At 67.3% G+C, this 20,910-nt stretch carries 19 protein-coding genes and 3 pseudogenes; 14 read left to right on the plus strand and 8 right to left on the minus strand.

What is annotated here, in order from left to right; translation table 11 throughout:
- Positions 1-298: 298 nt before the first annotated feature.
- From ACFC09_RS19005 to ACFC09_RS19025, 5 genes and pseudogenes are all read left to right on the plus strand, one after another.
- A pseudogene (locus ACFC09_RS19005) lies at positions 299-715 on the plus strand (transposase); the annotation flags it as partial.
- 875 nt (positions 716-1,590) lie between these two features.
- Positions 1,591-2,571: a helix-turn-helix domain-containing protein gene (locus ACFC09_RS19010; RefSeq protein ID WP_376529507.1), complete on the plus strand. Its 981-nt coding sequence runs from the start codon at positions 1,591-1,593 to the stop codon at positions 2,569-2,571.
- 970 nt (positions 2,572-3,541) lie between these two features.
- Positions 3,542-4,042, plus strand: coding sequence for a hypothetical protein (locus ACFC09_RS19015; RefSeq protein WP_376529510.1), 501 nt, complete (start codon positions 3,542-3,544; stop codon positions 4,040-4,042).
- A gap of 20 nt (positions 4,043-4,062) precedes the next feature.
- Positions 4,063-4,509: a DUF2690 domain-containing protein gene (locus tag ACFC09_RS19020; RefSeq protein ID WP_376529512.1), complete on the plus strand. Its 447-nt coding sequence runs from the start codon at positions 4,063-4,065 to the stop codon at positions 4,507-4,509.
- An 845-nt stretch (positions 4,510-5,354) separates the two neighbouring features.
- On the plus strand, positions 5,355-5,648 hold the full coding sequence (locus ACFC09_RS19025) for a hypothetical protein (protein WP_376529514.1): 294 nt from the start codon (positions 5,355-5,357) through the stop codon (positions 5,646-5,648).
- 129 nt (positions 5,649-5,777) lie between these two features.
- On the opposite strand, the gene ACFC09_RS19030 is transcribed toward ACFC09_RS19025, so the two are convergent.
- Positions 5,778-6,857, minus strand: coding sequence for a protein kinase family protein (locus ACFC09_RS19030; RefSeq protein WP_376529516.1), 1,080 nt, complete (start codon positions 6,855-6,857; stop codon positions 5,778-5,780).
- 684 nt (positions 6,858-7,541) lie between these two features.
- Between ACFC09_RS19030 and ACFC09_RS19035 the strand changes: the two genes are divergently transcribed.
- From ACFC09_RS19035 to ACFC09_RS19055, 5 genes are all read left to right on the plus strand, one after another.
- Positions 7,542-7,700, plus strand: a complete 159-nt coding sequence (locus tag ACFC09_RS19035) for a hypothetical protein (protein WP_376529519.1) — start codon at positions 7,542-7,544, stop codon at positions 7,698-7,700.
- 137 nt (positions 7,701-7,837) lie between these two features.
- Positions 7,838-8,524: an SDR family oxidoreductase gene (locus ACFC09_RS19040; RefSeq protein ID WP_376529522.1), complete on the plus strand. Its 687-nt coding sequence runs from the start codon at positions 7,838-7,840 to the stop codon at positions 8,522-8,524.
- Between the two features lie 822 nt (positions 8,525-9,346).
- The gene (locus ACFC09_RS19045; protein ID WP_376529525.1) at positions 9,347-10,225 is read left to right on the plus strand and encodes an alpha/beta fold hydrolase; all 879 of its coding nucleotides are present in this window, start codon (positions 9,347-9,349) and stop codon (positions 10,223-10,225) included.
- Positions 10,222-10,839 carry a hypothetical protein gene (locus tag ACFC09_RS19050; protein WP_376529527.1) on the plus strand — a complete coding sequence of 206 codons (618 nt, stop codon included), beginning with the start codon at positions 10,222-10,224 and terminating at the stop codon, positions 10,837-10,839. Before ACFC09_RS19045 ends, ACFC09_RS19050 begins: the two co-directional genes overlap by 4 nt.
- Complete coding sequence (locus ACFC09_RS19055; RefSeq protein WP_376529530.1) at positions 10,839-12,404, plus strand: hypothetical protein; 1,566 nt, start codon at positions 10,839-10,841, stop codon at positions 12,402-12,404. The genes ACFC09_RS19050 and ACFC09_RS19055 overlap by 1 nt, the downstream gene beginning before the upstream one ends.
- A gap of 99 nt (positions 12,405-12,503) precedes the next feature.
- Here ACFC09_RS19055 and ACFC09_RS19060 read toward each other — a convergent pair whose 3' ends face one another.
- From ACFC09_RS19060 to ACFC09_RS19075, 4 genes are all read right to left on the minus strand, one after another.
- Entirely contained in the window at positions 12,504-12,674 is a 171-nt protein-coding gene (locus tag ACFC09_RS19060; RefSeq protein ID WP_376529532.1) for a hypothetical protein, read from the minus strand.
- Between the two features lie 318 nt (positions 12,675-12,992).
- Complete coding sequence (locus ACFC09_RS19065; RefSeq protein WP_376529535.1) at positions 12,993-13,490, minus strand: DUF302 domain-containing protein; 498 nt, start codon at positions 13,488-13,490, stop codon at positions 12,993-12,995.
- Between the two features lie 417 nt (positions 13,491-13,907).
- Complete coding sequence (locus ACFC09_RS19070) at positions 13,908-14,216, minus strand: integrase core domain-containing protein (protein ID WP_376529537.1); 309 nt, start codon at positions 14,214-14,216, stop codon at positions 13,908-13,910.
- 356 nt (positions 14,217-14,572) lie between these two features.
- On the minus strand, positions 14,573-14,740 hold the full coding sequence (locus ACFC09_RS19075) for a hypothetical protein (RefSeq protein WP_376529540.1): 168 nt from the start codon (positions 14,738-14,740) through the stop codon (positions 14,573-14,575).
- 614 nt (positions 14,741-15,354) lie between these two features.
- Here ACFC09_RS19075 and ACFC09_RS19080 point away from each other — a divergent pair.
- On the plus strand, positions 15,355-15,981 hold the full coding sequence (locus ACFC09_RS19080) for a GntR family transcriptional regulator (RefSeq protein ID WP_376529543.1): 627 nt from the start codon (positions 15,355-15,357) through the stop codon (positions 15,979-15,981).
- Here the strand turns inward: ACFC09_RS19080 and ACFC09_RS19085 are convergent.
- Positions 15,978-16,325, minus strand: coding sequence for a cupin domain-containing protein (locus tag ACFC09_RS19085; RefSeq protein WP_376529546.1), 348 nt, complete (start codon positions 16,323-16,325; stop codon positions 15,978-15,980). The two genes, ACFC09_RS19080 and ACFC09_RS19085, sit on opposite strands and share 4 nt — an antisense overlap.
- Positions 16,322-16,813: pseudogene (locus tag ACFC09_RS19090) on the minus strand (nitrilase-related carbon-nitrogen hydrolase); the annotation flags it as partial. The pseudogene ACFC09_RS19090 and the gene ACFC09_RS19085, both read right to left, overlap by 4 nt.
- On the opposite strand from ACFC09_RS19090, the gene ACFC09_RS19095 reads away from it, so the two are divergent.
- Together ACFC09_RS19095 and ACFC09_RS19100 are read left to right on the plus strand one after the other, a co-directional pair.
- Positions 16,797-17,477, plus strand: a complete 681-nt coding sequence (locus ACFC09_RS19095; RefSeq protein WP_376529548.1) for a DUF2848 domain-containing protein — start codon at positions 16,797-16,799, stop codon at positions 17,475-17,477. The pseudogene ACFC09_RS19090 and the gene ACFC09_RS19095 overlap by 17 nt on opposite strands.
- 909 nt (positions 17,478-18,386) lie before the next feature.
- Positions 18,387-19,229, plus strand: a complete 843-nt coding sequence (locus tag ACFC09_RS19100) for an SAM-dependent methyltransferase (protein ID WP_376529551.1) — start codon at positions 18,387-18,389, stop codon at positions 19,227-19,229.
- 94 nt (positions 19,230-19,323) lie between these two features.
- Here the strand turns inward: ACFC09_RS19100 and ACFC09_RS19105 are convergent.
- Positions 19,324-19,640 (minus strand): annotated as a pseudogene (locus ACFC09_RS19105) (transposase family protein).
- A gap of 776 nt (positions 19,641-20,416) precedes the next feature.
- Here ACFC09_RS19105 and ACFC09_RS19110 point away from each other — a divergent pair.
- Positions 20,417-20,890 carry an NUDIX hydrolase gene (locus ACFC09_RS19110; RefSeq protein ID WP_376529554.1) on the plus strand — a complete coding sequence of 158 codons (474 nt, stop codon included), beginning with the start codon at positions 20,417-20,419 and terminating at the stop codon, positions 20,888-20,890.
- Positions 20,891-20,910: the final 20 nt, after the last annotated feature.

The following is a 20,910-nucleotide window of genomic DNA, read 5'->3' on the forward strand; positions in this document are numbered from 1 at the left end:
ACCACACCAGCTTCCCACTTGGTGCTGCCTCCTCTGGAACCTCAGGTGCCAGTCTCCAGGCGTCCGACATCGCGTTCCTCCTCCAGGTCGCGGACCTTCCTGCGCAGAGCGGCGTTCTCCGCCTCCAGCGGTGTGGGCGGCTCGGCGGATGCCTCTGCCCGGCGTCCCCGCGGCCGGCCCGCGCCGGCTGCCCGGACCCAGTTCCGCAGGTGCGACGGCCAGAGGGACGCCCTGGGCCTCGGACAGCACGTCCCGTTCGTTGCCTCTCTTGCCGCGGCCGACCGGGTCCGGCCCGGTTCGTGCGGACGCCGACTGCAGCCACATCTCCCCACGCAGGCTCGCCCGGATGCTGCTGACTAGGCCCGACAACCTCAAGGCCGAGCGACACGAGCTCCTGGCCAAGCTCACCGCCGCATGCCACGAGACGACTCAACTGGCTGCCGATATAAGGGACGTTGCCCCGCTCCTCGTGCCTCATGTCGACAATGCCGACGCGCTCACTCGCTGGGCCGCCCAGGTCCGCGGCGCCGATCTGCCCCACCTGCACGCCTTCGCCCGAGGTCCGGAACGAGACCGCGACACTGTAAATGCCGCCCTCACGCTTCCGTACGGCAACAGTCCCACCGAGGGGATCAACACGAAGACCAAGCGGATCGCCCGCCAGATGCACGGACGAGCAAGCTTCACGCTGCTTCGCCACCGCATCCTCCTCGGATACCAGCGCGCTACGTCATCACCGAATGTGAGACAGGGCCCTCCCGCGCTACGACCGGATCGACTACCCGATCCCAGAAGTCCGCGCCGACATGTTCGCGGGGATCCGGCGGCGCCCCGGCGCGCTGACGGGCGAGGCATCGTTGGCCGCCATGCCTGGGTGCTCGGCCACCGGCTGAGCCGAGATGCGGGGCGCGGGTTTGGCAAGACCCCCTTCACCCGAAGGGATTGCCGTCACACGACGATGTCCCGTGCCCCGCGTGTTTGCCATACCGTTTCAGGACTGCGCCTGCCCAGGCGAGTGCGGCGGACTGCACCGGGAAGGGGACGGCGTCGGGTGATCGGGGATGATCAGGAGACCTGGGGTGTACGAGCGGTCTGCTGCTCCGCTGATCCGGACACCGGGTGCGGTGCGCCCGCACCCGGCACGGTGCGTTCGAAGACGCTCACCACGAGCAGATCTCCCCGCTGCGCTGCGCCGCAAGAAGGCAAGAAACCTGCACCGGCCTCCGTGACAGTTCATCGAACACCTTCGTGACCGCCGCGGTGAATCCCGGCTGGGGTGCACGCGACGTCTGCACCTATTGGATCGAAGGCCGCTGGGATTGAGAACAGCGGCAATACGGGCTGCCCAGGACTACGAGATGCTTCGGTTCCTGGGGTGCACGGGAAGGGGGATTCCACCAGTGCTCGCCCAACTCCCAGGAGGAGGACCGCCCCGGCAGATACCTGTAGCTGAACTGGGTGCTGTCGGCAGCCTTTCCTGTGAACAGAAAAAGTGGTTATCCATGACGTTGCCTGATTTGGCCCTTTCGATAAGGGGCGTCGACTGGTAAGTCGTCGTTGCGCGTTATTCGTCAAACCCGGAGGAGGATAATGGAACGGGTTTTCGACAGCAAGGACTTCCCTGGGCAAGAGGCTCTGGCTGCCTGGACAGAGATGGCTCAGCGGGAAGTCATGCCGAAAACGTTCCGTGCTGTGGAAAGTGACGTGTTCCGCGGCTGGTTCGATGAAATTTCACTGGGGCCGGTGCAGGTTTCTTCGATGGCTTACTCATCGATAACCACGTCCCGGACCCTGAAGGCTATTCGCGTCTCCGACCCGGAGTGCCTGCAGATTGTTGTGCCCCGTTCCGGCCCTCATGTCATTGAGCAGAATCGGCGCAGCGCTCTCGTCCGGCCCGGGGAGCTGGTGCTATTGGGAAGTTCCCGGCCGTTTCAGTCGTACGCCGTCGGCGAAGCAATGCTCATGCAGTTCCCGATCGCCCTGCTACCGGTGAAAGCTCGCCATGTTGACCAGTTGGTCGCCTGTCAGTTGCCTGGCGACCAAGGGATCGGTCAGTTGTTGGTCGACTACTTGGCCCGTGTGACGGACAACCACGCGTGCTACACGCCCGCAGACATGCTTCGGCTCGGTGCGATCGGTCTCGATCTGGCCGCTGCCGTTCTCGCCCATCATTTGGAGCGTGAAGACGAGGTTCCGGCCGACAGCCGGCAACGAGCCCTGTACATCCGTGTCACCTCGTTCATCCAAGATCATCTCGGCGACCCCATGCTCAGCGTCGACGGCATAGCGGCGGCCCACCACATCTCCGTCCGCTCACTGCATCGGCTCTTTCAGGCATACGGCGCGAGCGTCCGTGCTTCGATACGCGAGCAGCGTCTGGAACGCTGCCGCCGCGATCTGGGCGATCCGGTGCAGCGTCACGTGCCCATCAGGGCCATTGCCGCCCGCTGGGGCTATCTCCGCCCCGCTGATTTCACTCGTGCCTTCCGCTCCGTCTACGGTGTTGCGCCTGTCGACTATCGAAACCAGGCCATGCAGTACTCAAGTGCGTGGAAGACTTCACGTGAATGATCTTTCTTTTTCTCGCCCTTCTCTGAATGATCTTCCGTTTCTGGCGCGCCACGCTAACGATGTGGCGCTTCTCGCTAACGTGCTGCGGGTTGCGTGCCCTGAGACTGGGTGAGCCCGGTGACGTATCAGGAGCGCTCCGGAGAACCTCTGGAAGGCAGAGAGACCGATGAGGCACACAACCAGGCGCACAAGGAGCCGCACCCGGATCCGTCGCACCGCCCTTGTGGCGGGGGCTGATCGCCATGGCCTCGGCCGTTGGCACCGCCGAGGCCACCACCTCGGCTGCCGGGCAGCAGGGTTCAGGCGCCCATATCATGGCGGCGCCGGGCGACTGTCCGATCGCTGTTGACCCGGGGCCTCCAGTGCTTCCATTCGCCGAACGGTCACCCCGATCGTTCGGCGAAGGCGCCCGCGAAGCGGGCTGGCGCCTCGCTCCGCCGTTCGGTTTCCGGTGGCCTCATCGTGGTTACGTGCATCCTGCCGTTTGCGGCAGGTAACTGAGTTCTTACCGGCACGACGGCCGTGGGTTCACCCAGGATCTGACGCTTCCGATCGCAGCGGTCCTCACGGCTGGTGAACGGCTCACCTTGCTCGTATCCGGTGGCGCCGCCCCGTACCCGGAGGCCGAGTAGGGGCCCGCCGGACATGAAGAGTGCGGCGCCACGGGGGAGCGCCGCACTCTGCGATCAACGTCGCCGGCCGGCGCGCGCCCACTTTCGGCCGCGGTACTGGAACCGTTGTTGGCGCTGAGACTGATCTTGGTGCTTAGCGCCCGACTTCGCTCGCATGACGGTCTGAACCTGGCGGTTCCGGTCGCCTCACGGGTACCGATCCGGTCGTCGCCGGGACAAGGAATCGAGGGAAGGAGCGAATGAGTAAGCTCATCGGCTCCATACGCAGGCACACGGCCGCGGCCGTCGCCCCCGTGTGAGTCGGTGGCAGCCATCAACAGCTACACGAGGGGAATCTCATGAAGTTCGCACGTCTGCAGAACCGTAGCGGGGTCGCCGCTCTCACGCTGACCACGCTCGCAGTGCTGACGCCAGTGGCCCTCGCCGGCCCGGCCGCCGCCAGCGGTACCAAGCTGACGCACGCTCAAGCGGCCGCCCGCCTGCGGGCCGCCGGGATCAGCTGGACCTCCAGCGGTCACTGCTCCAACCGCAACAACCGGCGCTGCACCTCCTTCACCAACATCAACTCCGGCACCATCAAGGGGATCATCACCTTCAAGAAGTCGAGTCACTGCGCGGTCACCATCACCGGCGGCACCGAGACCGGCCATGCCTCCGGGCGCTACAGCCACTGGAAGGGCTACAAAGTCGACATCGCGCCGACTACGTGTGTCACCAGCTACATCAAGAGCAACTTCCGGTACGTCGGACGGCGTGGTGACGGTGCCGCCATGTACAAGTCCTCCGCGGGCAACGTCTACGCCCGCGAGAGCAGCCACTGGGACATCACCTACCTGTGAGGGGAAGGTCGGAGATCACTATGAGCACAGGCGCCCGCCTCGTAGCCAGCGCAATTGCGTCCTTGCTTCTGGCCTCTTCCGCAGCAACGGCTCCGGCTTTCGCAGCACCCACCACCAGTGCCTCGTCCTGTTCAGGGAGCAACTGCGCGGGCAAAAGCCCCGTGACCACCACATGTGAGCGCACCGCCCGCACGGTCCGCCGCACCGCCGAGATCGGCCCCCTGCTCGAACTGCGCTACAGCTCCACGTGCCGTGCAGCCTGGGTACGCGTGACACACGCACGAGGCGGTGACCGGATCGAGGCACGGAACAAGGGCGGCTCCTGCCGACACCCGTCGTGCTACGCCAAGACGGTGGCCTCGGGCCATTCCACCGCCTACACCGCCATGGTCAACGACAAGGGCATCAAGGCATGGGCGTGCCTCGAACGCCGCAACGGCAACATCGTATGCACCGAGTCGTACTGACGCCCGCGACCCACCGCCGAAGTGCCTACGCGCTTCGGCGGTGGGTCGCCCGTGGTAGCGGTGGTCTTCTTCGCCGCTCCTTGCGGACAGCGAAGGTATAGTCACCATGTTGCCGCTCATGCGGGCGCATCTCCGCGACATTGCCAGGTGGACGGAGGCCCAGGGACTCGGCATCCGATGAGGTCAAGGACATCTCCGAGCGGGTGCGCGGTCGCGCAGCATGAAGCGCAGGGACTCCATGCGTGTGTCGAGTTGGTCGGCGGGATTACGTGCCTGTTGCGTCTCCCGGGCCCGTGTGGGGTGGGCGGTGACGCCAGTGATGTGCACTGTGCGGGTGCCGTGTTCTAGGCGTACAGGCGCTTTCTGAGCATGGTGTCCGCGTGGAAGAAGTCGGCTGCGATGATCCCTTGGGCTTGCGTCGACCAGGGAAGCGGCATGGGAGCTCGTGGGGATCCTTCTCATCCGTTGCTCCGGCCGGGGGTGATCCCGGCCGGAGCAACGTGATTTCTGGTCCCACCGGATTCCCCTCCCGTGTACGCCCATGCACGAGTCCTGAGACTGCGATCCGGCGAGTCGCAGGAGTCTTTTCATGCAAGATTGCAGCGAATTGATAGAGCTGTACTACTGAGGCGTAGATCAGAATTTCAAGGGCGAGATCCCAGTGGAGTGTCCACCGGTTCCTAGACGAGTCATTCCGATGTGATTACTGACTTCGGCGTTTCGGGGTCTGGGTCCGTGTCGGGACCGGTGGCGCGGTCCGTCCGAGCTGGTACGCCGGAGGGGCGCAGTATCCGGACGGGGGCGGGCTGACCGCCGAACAGCGCGGGCGCCGGGAAGAGGTACGGATGCGGGCCGTTGACCTCTTCGAGGAGGACCCTCCGGGCGGCGACTGGCGCTTCCCCGCCGAGCGGCACGGCACCGCCGACTTCGTCGAACTCCTGCGCATCCAGCGCACCCTGAGCCACGCCTCCGAGGTCGCCGCATTCGAGCTGGAGGACGAACTTCGCGGCCAGCCGGTCGACATAAACGCCGCCCGACTGCTGTGGCGGACCCTGCTGAACACCGCGCAGCCCTTCCAAGCCCACCCGGACGTCCTGGCCGGCGCCCGCGAGTCGCTGGCCGCCGCCGACGGGATGTGACCCGCGGGGCCATGGCCGACCCTCGATCACTCCGGTGAGCTGACGTGTCGAGCTGCGACGCAGCCTCGGCCCCCGGCACACCGCCCGCCCCGAGACCTCCTGACCGCGACCTTCTGCCGAAGTCTGGTCTCAGCGGGGCACCGCGACCGCAGTGCCCCAGGCCCGCTCGATCTCGGTGGCCGGAAATGGCGTCCGCTTGCTCTCGGTGAGCCACCGCCGGTGGAAGTCGCCCAAGACCACGGCAGCGCGGGCATGCCGGTCGATGATCGCGGCGATCTCGCGCGGGACCCCATCGGGCCGGTGGCCAGCGATCCACTCGCGCAGGAACACATCGTGCTCCATACCGCCGCGCACGCCATCAGGCAGGTGATGGCGGAGCAGATGGCTCACGGTGTGGCAGTGGTCATGCACGAGATGGCCGGAGAGGAACTCCGCCTCGACCGCTGACAGTTCGAACCTGGAGCTCAGGGCGAGTCCGAAGTCCGCGAAGTACAGCAGCCGGCCGTCGGTCAGGACATTGGCGAAGTGGGCGTCGAAGTGGACGAGTCCGTGCGCGCTCATGAAGGCAGTGCCGCGTGCCAGGGCCTCCTCCACCCACACGTACCGTGAGCCCGTCCCACCCTCCGGCGTGGCGGACCGGTAGTCGCGCAGCCAGTCGGCGAGAGTCTGCGGGACGTGTTCCAGGAAGAGGACGAGACTGGACGAGGACCGGCCGATGGCCTCCAGACGCTTACGCACGGCCGTTGAATCCTCCCAGTGCGCGACCGCCCCGTCGATGCCTCCGAACTGGTCGGCGAACTCTTCGGGAGGGGAGTCGGGCAGGATGCGCCAGTGGTACATCAGCGGAAAGCCCTCGTACTCGTTCCCGAGGACCCAGTTGGTGGTCATGACGTGCACGGCCAGCTCTCGCCAGGCCCCGAACCCGGTTGAGCCCGCCCCGTACTGGTAGAACATCGGCAGTCCGAAGAGGTTTTTCGTCGACCGCGTGTTCTCCGGCCGCAGTTCGGTGTCCGTCAGGGGAACCCGCTTGACGAACACCCGCGTGCCGCCGATGTCCAGTTCCGCCGACCTGCCACCGAGGCCGGACCCGAGCGGCTCGGCGGCGGCCACGACCTCGCCGAGCCGACGGTCGCTCAGCAGGGACAGCCGCGTGGCCACGGTCCCATACGTGGCGAGCCGCGCCGCATACCGCGGGTCCGAATGGTGCATCGACGACTCCTCGGATGCCCGGAACCAGGGCTTCGGTGATCTCGCGAACGTGGTCGAGCCTATCCGCCTCGGCCCCCGCCGCACCGTCCGCTCCGAGACCCCCTGAGACCGATCTCAGGCCGCTGTTCGAGCACTGCCCGGAACTGGACCGCACCCACGATCTGGTGCGTCAGTTCGCCGCCATGCCCGACGCCCGCGACACCGCCCCGCTGCCGGACCGGTTCGAGCAACTCACGACCGCCCGCCTCCCGGCCCTGGCCAGCCTGGCCAAAGCCATCCGCGAGGACCAGCCCGCAGTCGTACAGGGCATCACCACCCGTCAACTCCGCCGACAACGAAGGCCGCATCACCGATCTGAAGTTCCAGAAGCGGATCACGGCCGGACGCGCGGGGGGCCCACTGCACCGCCACCGCGTCATCCTCAGGGCCCTGCTCCGACGCCGCTACCCGTGACGGAGCGTCACCGGCGCACGGTGGCACACCCCAGCTTCACGGAAATCTTGCCAGGGCCAGCTCAGGCCGTACGCCGACACTACCCCGACGTCGTCGGAGCCGCCCTGGTACGCGCGGTCCTCGCCGACACCGCGGCGGTGCGTGCCGGCGAGGGCCCGGCGGTGGGGGCGACGCTGCGTCGGGCGGCGCGGTGGGCCCGGAGTGTCCCGCGTACCGGGCGGGGGCGGGGAGATGCCCGCCGACGTGCTGGAGGCGGTGGCCACCGCGCTCGCCGCGAGCGGCAACCAGGACGCGGTCGCCACGGCGATCGCATACGCTGGCAAGGAAACCCGAGGACTGTCCGGCCAGGCGTTATGCACAGCCGCAATCGGGCGTCAGCCCTCGCGATGAGAGCCGCAAGCGGTGAGGTTTACCCTTGCGCGGTCGTGCGTGACTGCCGAGGACCTGCAGGTCCGTCGGCCCGTACGCGCACCACCCCTTGTCGGTCCGTTTGCCCCAAGAGAGCACGCTGGTGGCAAAGGAGCACCATGGAGATCAAGGGTTCGGTTGCCCTGGTGACGGGAGCCAACCGCGGAATCGGGCGCGCATTCGTCCACGCACTGATCGGGCACGGAGCGGCCAAGGTCTACGCCGGCGCCCGGGACCCGGCAGCAGCGGCTGGAGAAGGTCTCATGCCGTTGCGCCTGGACATCACCCATCCCGAGGACGTCGCCGCAGCCGCAGCGGCCGCGGATGATGTCACCATTGTGATCAACAACGCGGGTACCTCAAGCGGCGAGACCGGCCTCCTGGAGGGTTCCTTCGACGGTGCACGTCAGGCGATGGAAGTCAACTTCTTCGGTACCTGGGCCGTCTGCCGGGCCTTCGCCCCGGTCCTGCGGCGCCACGGCGGCGGTGCACTGGTCAACATGCTCTCCATGACCTCCTGGACCGGGCGGCCGGACTTTCCCGGATACGCGGCCTCCAAGGCAGCCCAGTGGTCGCTCACCGACTCCCTGCGCCAGGGCCTGCGGGAGCAGGGAACCCTGGTGGTGGGGGTCCACGCGGGCTTCGTCGACACCGACCTCAGTGCCTGGGTCGACGAGCCCAAGATCACCGCGGCCGAGGTCGCGGAGCAGACCATGCAGGCCATCGTTGCCGGCCGGACCGAAGTCCTCGCCGACGAGCCCACCAGGCAACTCAAAGCCGCTCTCTCTCAATCCCCCCAGGTTTGAGCTCGCCCGCCTGACCGCTCGATGGGGAGACGGGACAGCCACCGAAGATGCTCGGCGGCTGGGCGGGTTTGGGGGCCAGTCCTGCCTGTCGTGCTTATTGCGAGGGAGTTGCTGCAGAGTCGCGGTCGGGCACGGTGTCTGGTGGACGGGACACGGGTCTCCTGCCGGCCGGTCGGACTGCGGCAACGGGGCCCTGGACCGGCTCTGCCGCCCTCGGTGGTTCCAATGGGCCGGTCTGCGGCCCGCTCTCTCGACGTTGCTCAGGGCGCACTCGTTCGGTCTTGGAGAACAGCGCGAACCAGCGCAGAGGGACGAGAACCTCGCCGATCACGGTTGCCGGGGCGCCAGTGTAGATCTTGGCCGCTTCGTGCCGATCAGTGCGTGGACGAATTGATGTCCATGGCGGTTCCTTCGCCACCCGCGTGCCCTCGTCGGGCAGGCAGGTGACCTGCTTGGCAGTGGTCCGCGTCCCGCGTCAGCGTATGCGAGTGGTATCCCTCGGGCACGAGATGCGACGTGACGTGCGGCGCCGTAGGCTAGATCCGTGCGCCGGTCCGAGGCGATGTCGGTGATCACCGCTCCCTGAGGCAGTGGTCGGCCCGTGCGAGGCGAGGCTTCTGAGCCCCCTCCCGTTCGGCACACCAGTCGGGCCCGACGCGGCCGCGACGGTTCTCACCCGATCACCTCCTTCCGGTCAGCCGGCGAAGCGGCGGCGAGGCACCCTGCTCCCGTATGTGGTCGCCCCTCCCGGCTGGTCCGCGTGCTTGCCCGTGCGGCGCGAGCCGAGCCCCAGAAGCGACCGAAACCGAAGAGTTGATCGTCATGTCGAACAGCGACATCGCGCTGACCGCCCCGAATCAGTTCGCCGAGGGCGCCAACGGGGTCACGTACGCCTACCGGCGGTTCGGAACCGCCCCCGACGACGTGCTGCCGCTGGTCATGCTCCAGCACTTCCGCGGCAACCTGGACAACTGGGATCCGCTGCTGCTCGGTTCCCTCGCCGCCCACCGCGAGGTCATCCCGGTCGACAACGCCGGTGTCGGTCTGTCGACCGGGACGGTGCCGAACACCATCACCGGGATGGCCCGCGACGCCATCACCTTCGTCGAGGCGCTCGGGCTGTCCAGGATCGACCTGTTCGGGTTCTCCATCGGCGGGATGGTCGCGCAGGAGCTCACCCTGATCCGTCCCCAGCTCGTCCGTCGGCTCGTGCTGGCCGGCACCGGGCCGCGCAGCGGCGTGCTGATGCATGGCTGGATCAACGACGTCCAGGCCCTCGCCAACGTCGCCGACAACCATCCCGAGGATCTGCTCTCCCTGTTCTTCGAGGTCACCCCGACCAGCCAGCAGAAGGGCCGGGAGTTCCTGGAGCGGCGTGCCTCCCGGACCGAGGACCGGGACAAGCCCGCCGGGCTGCAGGCCCGTGACGCCCAGATGGACGCCATCACCGAATGGGGCATCCCCGACCCGGCCCAGCTGGACCGGCTGGCCGGCATCATCCAGCCAGTGCTGCTCGCCAACGGTGACAACGACATCATGATCCCCACTCCGAACACCTGGCTGCTGGCCGACCACCTGCCCCACGCACGCGTCAGGATCTATCCCGACTCCGGGCACGGCTTCCTGTGGCAGTGGCCCGAGGAGTTCGCCGCGCTGATCCACAGTTTCCTGTCCGGTGCCGGCGAAGAAAAGGCTCCATGATGGGCACGACCAGCCGGGTGCGCGGACTGGAGCGAGCATCAGAGGCGCCGGCCGTCGCCGGGCTGCGTGTGCTGCTCTGGTGGCTTGGGCACGGCCTGGTGCTGGCGGTACGGTGCAGCGCTGCGCTCCGGTCCCAGATCACGCGCAGTCTCACGGTGGAGATCTCCGCCGACGACGGTCCCGCACGGCACTGGGACTTCGACGGACAGCGGCGTCTCGTCGCCACCTCGGCCGGCCGGGCCGCGGCGCCTGACTTCGCGGTCCGCTTCAGCAGCAGCGCTCACGCACTTCATGACCTGATCTCACCGGATGCCGTCGACGCCATCATGCGCGACCGCATCGACGGAACCGTCCGCGTTGAGGGCAATCATCTGCTCTTGATGTGGTTCCGCGGCCTGGCTCGGAAGGTGGTGCCCATCGGTGGGGCCGATCCTCCCCGGCAGGCCCTCCCGGGCGCCTATGTGGCGCACGACCCGGCCGCCAACGGCGTCGAGAAGATCATCATCGAGCCGGCCGTGCAACGACTGGATCCGCAGTGGACCGGCGGCTGGCAGGCACGGGCCAAGCTGTGGGTCGTACAGGGGACCAACGGGGAACCCCTGCGGGAGCCGTGATGAGCGCCCACGCCGTGACCCCCGAGGCGGCAACACCCACACCCGCGCTGAACGACCGCGCGCTGGGCTGGCTGCGCTACATCTGGGACAAGGCGACCACCCCGGATGACTGGAGCGACCAGGGTGAACCCCTTCCGTGGTGGGACCGCTACACGGCGCCGCCCATGTGCTCCTTTCCCCGGTTCGACGTTCACAACATGGCCTACGTCCTCCCGGTCCTGCTCGAATCGACCCCGGCCTGGCGGGAGGTCTACACCCGCATCGCCGACGAACTCGTGCGCCGCTACACCTCGTTCTGGGGCGCAGTGGACTGGTGCACGCTGATTGGTCCCGACCCCGGTGCAGATCGCTATCCCCCCGCGTGGCAGGCATTCATCCCCGAACCACTGCGCGGCCGCTACCCGATACCGGGCTGGACCGGAAACGGGATCGAACCGTGGGGACTGCAGCCCGACCCGTGCGGCGCCGACGGCAACGTCTTCTACCGGGGCTGGCTGAACCTGGTCCTCGGCATACGCCGCTACGTCTCCGGGGAGGCCACCGAGCACCGGCCGTTCGAGATCACCGGATACCAGAGCCGCCAGTTCACCTGGACCCACGCGCGGATCGCAGAATTCATCTCCGCCCAGTTCCGCAGCCGCCCCCAGGGCCCACACTGCGAGAACACCAAGATCTGGCCGTTCTGTGTCAGCGCCACCGGACTCGGGCTCAAACTCTACGATGCGCTGCTCGGAACCACCCTGAGCGAGCCGGTCCCGCGTTGGTTCGATTACCTCCGACAGCACTACATGAGCCTGACCCGCTCCGGAGAGCTGCACACCTTCGCCCTCTACTACGACCCGATCGAGCAACGCCTCCACTCGCTGCCCGGTCCCTCCGTGGCCCACGGGGTGTTCCCCTGCCTGCTGTACATGTATCCGCAGGACCGCGAGTTCTCCTTGTGGATCTACGAGTTGGCGATGCGGCGGCTCGGCTGGTCTGACCCCGGTCTCCCGCTGAGCAGGCTCCGGGCCGACCCCAACCACCTCAGCACGGCCCTGTGGATGGCACACGAGACGGGGGACACCGCCACCGAGGACCGCATCCGGGACTACGTCGAAAGGGAATACCAGCCCCGGTTCTTCGGTGAGGAGAACGACCGTTTCGGATTCTGGTTCGGCTACGACTCCACGTGGCCGCGCGGGCAGATCAACGCCATCCTGATGCTGGCCGAGAGCGGCACTCCGGGGGCGTGGTGGCGGATCTTCAACGAACCCCTGTCCGCTTCGGCGTCGGAGCCGCGGCTCAGGGGTGTCGACTACCCTGCCCTCGGTATCCGGCGAGCCCGCAACGACATGGTCCACGGCGTCCTCGACATCGAGACCACGGCCGCCGCCCCGTCCCGGCGGGGCACACCTACCACTCTCACCGTTGACCGGCTCCCCGCCCCCGTCGAGGTCTCGGTCACCGTCGACGGCCGGGACTCGGCTGCCTGGCACGTCACTGGTGGCGATTCCATCCAGCTCGACCTCGACATCGACGACCATACGATCAAGGTCGCTTTCCCCGGCGACGGCTCCCGGTGAAACAGTTCCCGCCTTCGTAAGGTGCCTCTATGACGTCGCGGATTCCGAAGGGGGCTCGAAGCTGAACCGGCGAGTGGTGCATTCATAACCGCATCGAGGCTAGTGTCCTGCGCCGGAGATCCGTCGGCAGAAGCGGGCGAGGGAGTCGAGAATCTCCTGGGCTGTCTTGGTCCAGATGAACGGCTTGGAGTCTTCGTTCCAGTTCTTGACCCATGCGTGGATATCGGCTTCCAGGGTCTGGATGTTCTTGTGCGCTCCGCGACGGATCATCTGGTGGGCGAGGTAGCCGAACCGCCGCTCGACCGGGTTGATCCAGGACGAGCCAGTGGGGGTGAAGTGCAGCTCGAACCGCGGGTGTTTAGCCTCGTGAAAGCGCGAGGCCGGCCTGGGTTCGTCGTGCCTCGCCGAACTGGCACTACCCGGTAAGCGGGCAGGGCTTCGGCGTAGTCGCATGATGCGCGATTCGCGACGTTCCGGCGCGGCCGTGCGGATCGCCTCCGCGTACGCGTACCTTTTGGGTGCGGGGCGCCCGCAGGTCGGGCGGGCGAGGCCGCCACGGGCCGTTTCCTGCGATTCGAGGTGATCAGGTTAGGCGACGGCTTCGAAGATCCCGACCAGCTCGTGGTCCAGCCGCCCGGGAACATCTGATCCCTGCATTTCATGGAATTGACTGAAGAAGGCGGAGGGCTGGTCCACGTCGATACGTGTTTGCTCACCGTCGCGCTGGGAAACGGAGATACGCACCGGCGCCCCTAGGCCGGCCGCACCGGTGTACTGGAACAAGCCTCGGGCAATGACGGGATTGCCGACGAGGTAGAACTTGGACTCGATCGGGATTCCGGCCAGTCTCATCGCTGACCCCTGCTCAAAATCGAAAAAGATGGTGTAGTTGCTTGGCTCCGTAATCCTTGTGACGTAGGCCTCGAACCCCTCGCGGTTTTTGTGTGTCATGTATTCCATCTGTCTGGTGATCGAGAAGCGCTGCAACTTCGACTCGATGGCCTCAGTGACCTCGAAGTACGATTTATCGGAGCGGATTGTGACGAGCACCCCGTCGAAATGAGTCCGTGTCGTCTGCGGTGACATGGTTATCCACCTGTTTCTCTGCGCCGACGGTCACGTGAGACATTACGTGTTTCCATCGTCACGGCTTGTCCGTTTTTTGTGAATGCGTATCGGGGAACTGCGGTATCAGCCACCTGACTGCAGCTTTGTGAGCCGGTATTTTGCAGTGCTGACAGTCTGGCCGACCTGCACCCTTCGGGTACGGGGCGTCGAGTCGGACACGCCGCCCCACCGTCTCTGGCGCGCCCGCGTCCGCGAGACCAAAGCTACTGGGCCTGACTCATCGAAGCTGGCGTGGCGCGCGGTACAAGGTCAGGCAGATCGGGGGGTTGCCGAGCTTGCCCTTCGGGTTCGAACTGCGGCCAGAGCCAGATCCAAATAGCCCGTGGTGCTTCAAAAAGGCTTCACCGGCTGGTGGGCTGGGCCTTTGGCTGATGGTCAGCCGGCTCGGTGGTACTCGTTGATGAGTCCAGTAGTGGTTTGCCGGCGTTCAATCCCGGGCTGCGGGTAGGGGGCGACGTTCGGGTTGTCGTAGGGTGCGGGCTGGTTCCGGCCCTGGTGGGGTCGGTGACTGTGGAAGTGGCGCGTGTAGTCGTGGAGGACCTTCACGGTGTGGCCGCGGCCGAAGATCAGGAGCCGGTCGGTGCGCTCCTCGCGTACCGAGCGTGTGAAGCGCTCGGCGTGCGGGTTGCAGTTGGGGCTGCGGGGAGGGATCTTGACCCCGGTGATGCTCTCGCTGGCGAGCACGGTGTCGAAGGCGGCGGCGGACTTTGCGTCGCGGTCGGGGACGAGGTGGGCGAAGTCGGCTGCCCGGCAGCACGTGACACCTGTCGGACGGTGGCGGGGCTGACCTTGTGTCCCAGGCGCCGCAGTTCACCGTGCACGCGCCGGAAGCCCCATCGGGAGTTCTCGGCGCCGAGCCGGACGATCAGGTCGAGGGCCTCTTCCGGCAGAGCCGGGCGTCCCGGGGAGGACGGCTGCGTCCACTTCTTCTTCACCAGGCGCTGGTGTCAGAACAGCAGGGTGCTCGGGGAGACGATCCGGTGCCCGCGCAGGGCTTGGGGCAGCAGTCGGGCGAGCGTGGCGAGCAGTGCCCGGTCCGGTCAGCCGGGCTTGGGCGCGGAGACCTGCCGGCGCAGCACCACGACCTCGTGCCGCGGGATGAGAATCTCGGCGTTCTTCGCCGAGGAGGAGCGAGACAGCAGAGCGAGCCAGGCGAAGATCCGTGTGGCGAGCAGGTAGATCATCCGTAGAGCACGGGGACTGATCATGCCCGACCGCTGACCCGGTGCATCACCCGAGGTCGGCAGCGGTGAAGCAGTTTTGGAACGCTACGGGAGTTGCTTGCGGGAAGCTGGTGATCGCCGTCCCGGGCGGGCGGCGCCGGGGCCCTGAGGCGTTATCCGGGGCCGAGGGGCGCCCCTTGCAGACGAGGGTCCGTCGTCGACTACGGCACCGGACCCGTCGCGTGTCTCATGCTGCGTATCTTATGACCTGTGTTTCATGACTTGAGGCATGACCCGGCGGGCCCATGCGTTCAGAGCCAGTTGAATGCGGGCGCGGGTGATCAGATCACGGAAGTCGGGCCAGTCGAACCCCTCACCGGCCTCATGAACGTGGTCGGCGAAGGGGTTCGGGGCCGTGGCCCCGGACCCGGATGGCGGCCCCGGCGAGCCGGGCGGTGATGTGCAAAGCTTCCCTTACTGATCATCTCAGGCCCGCGGTGGCGGTCCGCCGCGGACCCTGGGGCAGGGCGGCGTCCGGGGATAGGTCCCTGAACCCTCCCCGGGTACGGGCCAGTGAAGCCGAGCAGCGCGAGGGGCAATTCCATGGATCTGCGCGCTACCTTCTGTATACAAAGTGTATGCGATCTTAGGGGGTTGCGGTGGTGTCCGGTCGGGAGAAGGCATACGCGTATCTCAAGGACACGGTTTTGACGGACCCCGAGATGCAAGGGGCGTTTCTGAACGAGCAGGAGATCGCCGACCGGATCGGCGTCTCCCGCACGCCGATCCGGGAGGCCCTGTTGCTGCTCGCCGCCGAGGACCTGGTCGAGCTCGTGCCCAAGCGGGGTGCCCGGGTGGCGCCGCTGACGGGGCGGCAGATCAGTGAATTGATGGAGCTGCGCGGGATCGTGGAGCGGTACGCCGCGTCACAGCTGATCGCGGCCGATCGCACCCCGGTACAGGAGCTGCGGTCCCTGCTGGAGCGGCAGAGTAAGCTCACCGGCCCCGGCCAGGCCAGGGAGTTCATCGCCGTGGATCACCTCTTCCACTCGATGCTGGTATCGACCGTCGGCAACGCGCTCCTGGACCGGCATTACGACGGGCTGCGCAGCCGCCAGGTCAGGGCCGGTGTGACGGCGCTGTTCAACCGCCAGGGACGGCAGGAGGCGGTACTGGAGGAGCACCGGGCCATCCTCGACGCTGTCGTTTCCGGCGACGTCGAGGCCGCCTGCGTCGCGATCGACAACCATCTGGAGTCGACGCTCAAGGTGCTGCTCGCGGGTTAGCCGGTCTCGGGGTAGGTGAACAGGAGCATGGCGACACCTTCGTCCGAGGTCCACGGGCCATGCGGCATGTCGGGTGGGCGGCAGGTGTACATGCCTGCGGTGAAGGTCTTCCCCAGCGTCAGGTCGTGGAGCGTGCCCTCAAGGAGGTAGACCTCTTCCCGGCTGCCGTGGCGTGCGACCCCCTGCGCCGAGGTGTCGGTGCCCGGCGCCCAACGGACGAGTGCGGTGCGGCATCCGCTTTCGGCATCCTCGGCCAGGACGCGTTCCTCGACACCCGGGACAGCCCCCGGGGGTGCAGTCCACAGCGCGCTGGGGATGTGGAACTCCCGCTCGCCCTTGCTCATCGCCACAGCTCCGACCGCCGGTTGGCCAGTACGGACACGTTCTCGCGGACCGCGGCGACCTCGTCGGTGTCCAGTTCGGCGACCAGCAGATCCGGCCCGGCCCCCAGACGGTGACGCACAGTCCCGTCGGGGCCGACGATCCGGCTGTGCCCGATGCCGGTCGGCACCGGGCCCGCCGGGGCGCCGGAGTCGGGCTGGCCGACGGCAGTGACCCAGACGGTTGCGTCCAGGGCCCGGGCGCGCACCAGCAACTCCCACTGGTCGAGCTTGCCGGGCCCGGCGCCACAGGACGCCGCCAGCAGCGTCGCCGCCGCTCCGGCGTCGGCGTGGGCTCGGAACAGTTCCGGGAAGCGGACGTCATAGCAGGTCGCGAGGCCCAGCCGTACGCCGTCCACGTCGACGGTGACGATCCGCGATCCCGCGGCGACGGTTTCGGACTCGCGGTAGCCGAAGGCGTCGTAGAGGTGGATCTTGTCGTACGACGCCCTGCCCGACGGATCAACGCATGAGGTCGACGTCGTACAGATCCTCAACGCCGGGTACGCCGGGCGCAGCCAGGACGACGTCGCCGCGCACGTCGCCGAACTCGCCGAACTCGGCGTACCCGCCCGGTCCGTGACGCCGGCCCTCTACCCCGTCTCCCCCTACCTTGCCCAGCAGACCGAGCACGTAGCGGTCCAGCACGCGCGCACCTCGGGCGAGGCGGAGTGGGCGTTGATCGTGGCGGACGGCGGGGAACTGCTGCTCACGGCCGCCTGCGACCACACCGACCGCGACCTCGAAGTGCAGGGCGTGGCCTGGAGCAAGAACGCCGGCCCGGACGTCCTCGCCCGGCGCGCCTGGCTCCTGGCCGACGTCGAGTCGCGCATCGACACACTCACCCTGCGCGCCTGGGTCACCCACGACGGCAAGGAGACCGAGATCCAGCACGGCACTCTCGCCGATCTCCTCACCCCGGCCTACTGGGTCGACGTCCTGCGCTCCCGCAACGCCCTCACGCCCGGCACCGTCCTCATCTCCGGGACGATCCCCATGGCCCCGGATGTAGACCAGTTCGCCGAGGCATGGCGCGTGGAACTGGGCGACCCCGCCACCGGTGGCACCATCCGCGTCGCCTACGACGTGCAACCGATGCTGGAGCCCATCGGCTGAACCGCCGGCAAAGGTGTGTCCCGGCCCGTTGGTTCCGGAAGTCGGCGGGTCGGCCGTGGCCGCCCTGTCGTCCGACGGTGAGGAACACAGTCCCCGTGATTTTGCTCGGTGTCGATCCCCACAGGCCCCCCGCACCGCCACTGCCGTCGAGCCGGAACCGAACCAGAGAGTCGGGAGGATGCGGACCGGGCGAGCCTGACGGACTACCGGCGGCTGCCGACCTGGGCCAAGAGGTGGCCGGAGCCGCTGGCCACGGCGAGCAGACAGGCGCCAGTCCACCCTGGCCACCCAACAAGCCTCGCGCCCAGGGGAACTCCGCCTCGCCTGATCTGAACGGCAATCAGACGCTTGTGCAACCGCCGGCCCACCGCCACTGCCTGGCACCAGTCCATCGTCGACGCCCGCGTGCCGGCCTGGTGCCTGGCCCGGCAACACGACCCGGTGACCGCGCTCCACCGCTACGACACCATGCAAGCCGCTGGTCGACGCGATCGTCCTGGCCAACCGCATGCTGGGACCGGAAGCGATCATCGCGCGTGCCGAAGAACACACCGGGATGTTGCCCCTCGCCGGGGCCGTGGGACCGCCACTGGGGCCGAAGGTCCGCCAGAACGTTTCGGTGATGGCTGTGAGGCCGTCTTCCGGGGTGGTGGAACCACAAGTAGATTCTGCAGAATGACGGCGAATCCGACATCGAACGCCGCACTCCCAGGGGATTTCCGTCGTGGCCCAGGCTCGACAGCGCGAGGACCACCACCAGGCAGGCGATGACGAAGCGGCCGTCGACTCGTGTCGCGATGCCGCACAGGGCCACGGCGAAGAACAGCGCGCCGAGTCCTCGGCTTCGGCAGTCATGCGGCAGATCGGCCTTCTCACCAGCTGACACACCCTCATGCTCGGGAGACATCGATGACCAACGACCCGTCCGGATACCACGCCGTCCCGTCGTCACCGGACGCCGACCGACTCCATGACGAGCAGACCGAGACCGCGGACGGCACAGCCGTCGACGGGAACATCCACGTCGGCTACTGGGACAGCGCCACGGACGACCGCTCCCTCAACCAAGCCACTGACCTGCTCACCGACCACGTGGCGGCACGGCTGGCCGTCACACCCGGCCGGCGCCTGCTGGACGTCGGCTGCGGAACCGGACGGCCCGCCCTGCGCATTGCTCGTGCTACCGGCGCCCGTGTGTCGGGAATCTCGGTCAGCAACGAGGACATCGACCTCGCCCGGAGCCGGGCGGACGCCGCCGCCCTCGCCGACCGGGTGGACTTCCGATACGCGGACGCCTGCGCACTGCCCTTCGAGGCCGCGTCCTTCGACGGTGCCTGGGCGATCGAGTCCATGATGCACATCCCCGACCGGACCACCGCCCTCACTGAGATCGCCCGGACCCTGCGACCCGGCAGCCCGCTTGTCATCACCGATGTTCTGCTCCGCTCGCCGGTGAGCGGGGACGCCGCGGAGACAGTCCGCCAGACGTGCCGGGCATTCGGGTCGCCCGGGTTTCCCGAACCTGCGGAGCTCCGCACCGCCGTGGACCGCGCCGGTCTGGAGGTGGTGGAGTTCAACGACATCGGAGAGCACGTCCGCCGCACCTACCAGGCGTTCGCCGATGCCTTCGCCGATGTCGCACCCTCCGCCGACGACCCCCACTACGAGTTCTTCAACTCCACGCGCTCCCTTCCCCGGTTCGGTGCGCTCCCACAGATCGGCTACGTCTTCCTGGTCGCCCGCCGCCTGTGAACGAAGCACCCGCCCGCCCGGGGGCCGGTGGTCACACCACGGGCCCCCGCCGGCAGGCGGGCCAGAGTTCGTGACCGACAGGCAGTGAACTCTTTCAGCGTTGCCGCTCCAGGGTGAGTACGGTCTTCACGATTGACGTCATTCGATTCGGGCTGCATCGCGCCTTGCGGGAGATCCGCCACCACTTGAGGAGGGCGGGGCCACGCGCCACTGCGGCCCGGGCCCGGGACAGCGCCGGTTGACGGTTCGCTGCGTCGGCGCCAGGTCCCGTTGGGCGGGTGCCGGCGTGGAGTCCCCCCACGAACCCGCCCCGATGTAGGCGCAGTCGGCCAGATACACCAGCGCGACCAGGGCACGCCGGTGCGGCGGAAGCTTGCAGCGACGGTCACCCCCACGGGTGACGATGAGCATGGACAACTACTCGACCACGCCATGTGTGAGGTCGAGTACGGCAGGACGGGGGACCAACAGGACTCCTGTGCCGGTGGGTTGAGACTCGAACACCTCCCTCAACGGCACGGGAGCCTTGTGCGTTGCGGCCCGCCGACCCGTCGCCCGATCGGTGGTCACTCTGAAAGAGCTCTGTGCCACCGGACCTCGGCGAGTGGCAAATCCGGCCAACATATTCCACCGCGAAACGGCCGGCGGTGGCAAAAAGGAACGATCCCTCAGGCGAAGTGCGCCGAAGAAACCCCTCACCCACCGAGCGGGCAGACCGAGACGACAGCGGCCTGCAGTTCGGTGCAGACCGCCGGGGCGCCTACGCCAGACTGGATATGCAGCACGTACCGTGTCACGGTCTCAGCATATGACTTGGTGCCGTGTCAAGGAGAAGTTGAGGCGTCCGAAGCCTTGTGTGAACCCATGCGCAGCATAGGGTTCCAGGTATTATTCAGGACGGAAAATCAGGCCCGGCATCAAGCACGATTCGACAACGAGTCGGGCTGCTTGAATTTTTCTTCGAACCGTTCGACTCCTTTTCTATTTTACCCGAAGCATGGCGCACGTGAAATCTTTTACGTGCAGGTGAAACGAGGGAAGAATGGTCAGCTTGTTCCGCGAGAGAAGGCGTGTGGATGCAGGTGCAGCTGGGACAGCATTCCTCACTCATTTCCTCCAGCAGCCCTCGCCGGCCGCTGCCGCGGATTCTCCGACCATGCGATCCCCGAGCCCTGTGAAAGGCTGACGTGACCGAGGCGAACGAACCCCGGAGTGTGGTGGGCGCGCTGATCCGCGACCCGTACGACCGGATCTTCGTCCAGCGCCGCTCGGCCGACCGACGCCTCTTCCCCGGGTGCTGGGACGTCGTCGGCGGAGCGGTGGAGGAAGGGGAGTCGCTCTTGGACGCGCTGGACAGGGAGATCGCGGAGGAGACCGGCTGGCGGCTGCGCCGCGTTCTGGCCCGGGTGGCACACGAGGAGTGGACGGCGGACGGACTGCGGCACGTCGAGTCGGACTACGTCGTCGAGGTGGACGGGGACCTCTCCTCGCCCGAACTCGAACGGGACAAGCACACCGAGTTCGCCTGGATCACGGCCGAGGAAGTCTCGCTGCTCGACGAGAACGCGCAGGGCAGCGGAAGCAACTTCATCAAAGACGTGGTGACCGCAGCACACGCCTGGCTCGCCGATGCTTCTGGGAAGAGCCGAAGAATCCCCTGAACCTCCTGCGACCAAGAGTC

It is taken from the genome of Streptomyces sp. NPDC056161, from assembly GCF_042268025.1.
In the GTDB taxonomy this organism is placed as follows: domain Bacteria; phylum Actinomycetota; class Actinomycetes; order Streptomycetales; family Streptomycetaceae; genus Streptomyces.

Bases quoted from the DNA above. Each gene is read 5' to 3' on its own strand.
- ACFC09_RS19085 (WP_376529546.1), bottom strand. From the start codon at position 16,325: ATGAGCAAGGGCGAGCGGGAGTTCCACATCCCCAGCGCGCTGTGGACT.
- ACFC09_RS19025 (WP_376529514.1), top strand. From the start codon at position 5,355: ATGCGGGCCGTTGACCTCTTCGAGGAGGACCCTCCGGGCGGCGACTGG.
- ACFC09_RS19055 (WP_376529530.1), top strand. From the start codon at position 10,839: ATGAGCGCCCACGCCGTGACCCCCGAGGCGGCAACACCCACACCCGCG.
- ACFC09_RS19050 (WP_376529527.1), top strand. From the start codon at position 10,222: ATGATGGGCACGACCAGCCGGGTGCGCGGACTGGAGCGAGCATCAGAG.
- ACFC09_RS19060 (WP_376529532.1), bottom strand. From the start codon at position 12,674: ATGATCCGTCGCGGAGCGCACAAGAACATCCAGACCCTGGAAGCCGAT.
- ACFC09_RS19035 (WP_376529519.1), top strand. From the start codon at position 7,542: ATGCCCGCCGACGTGCTGGAGGCGGTGGCCACCGCGCTCGCCGCGAGC.
- ACFC09_RS19045 (WP_376529525.1), top strand. From the start codon at position 9,347: ATGTCGAACAGCGACATCGCGCTGACCGCCCCGAATCAGTTCGCCGAG.
- ACFC09_RS19065 (WP_376529535.1), bottom strand. From the start codon at position 13,490: ATGTCACCGCAGACGACACGGACTCATTTCGACGGGGTGCTCGTCACA.
- ACFC09_RS19075 (WP_376529540.1), bottom strand. From the start codon at position 14,740: ATGATCAGTCCCCGTGCTCTACGGATGATCTACCTGCTCGCCACACGG.
- ACFC09_RS19100 (WP_376529551.1), top strand. From the start codon at position 18,387: ATGACCAACGACCCGTCCGGATACCACGCCGTCCCGTCGTCACCGGAC.
- ACFC09_RS19010 (WP_376529507.1), top strand. From the start codon at position 1,591: ATGGAACGGGTTTTCGACAGCAAGGACTTCCCTGGGCAAGAGGCTCTG.
- ACFC09_RS19015 (WP_376529510.1), top strand. From the start codon at position 3,542: ATGAAGTTCGCACGTCTGCAGAACCGTAGCGGGGTCGCCGCTCTCACG.
- ACFC09_RS19030 (WP_376529516.1), bottom strand. From the start codon at position 6,857: ATGCACCATTCGGACCCGCGGTATGCGGCGCGGCTCGCCACGTATGGG.
- ACFC09_RS19040 (WP_376529522.1), top strand. From the start codon at position 7,838: ATGGAGATCAAGGGTTCGGTTGCCCTGGTGACGGGAGCCAACCGCGGA.
- ACFC09_RS19020 (WP_376529512.1), top strand. From the start codon at position 4,063: ATGAGCACAGGCGCCCGCCTCGTAGCCAGCGCAATTGCGTCCTTGCTT.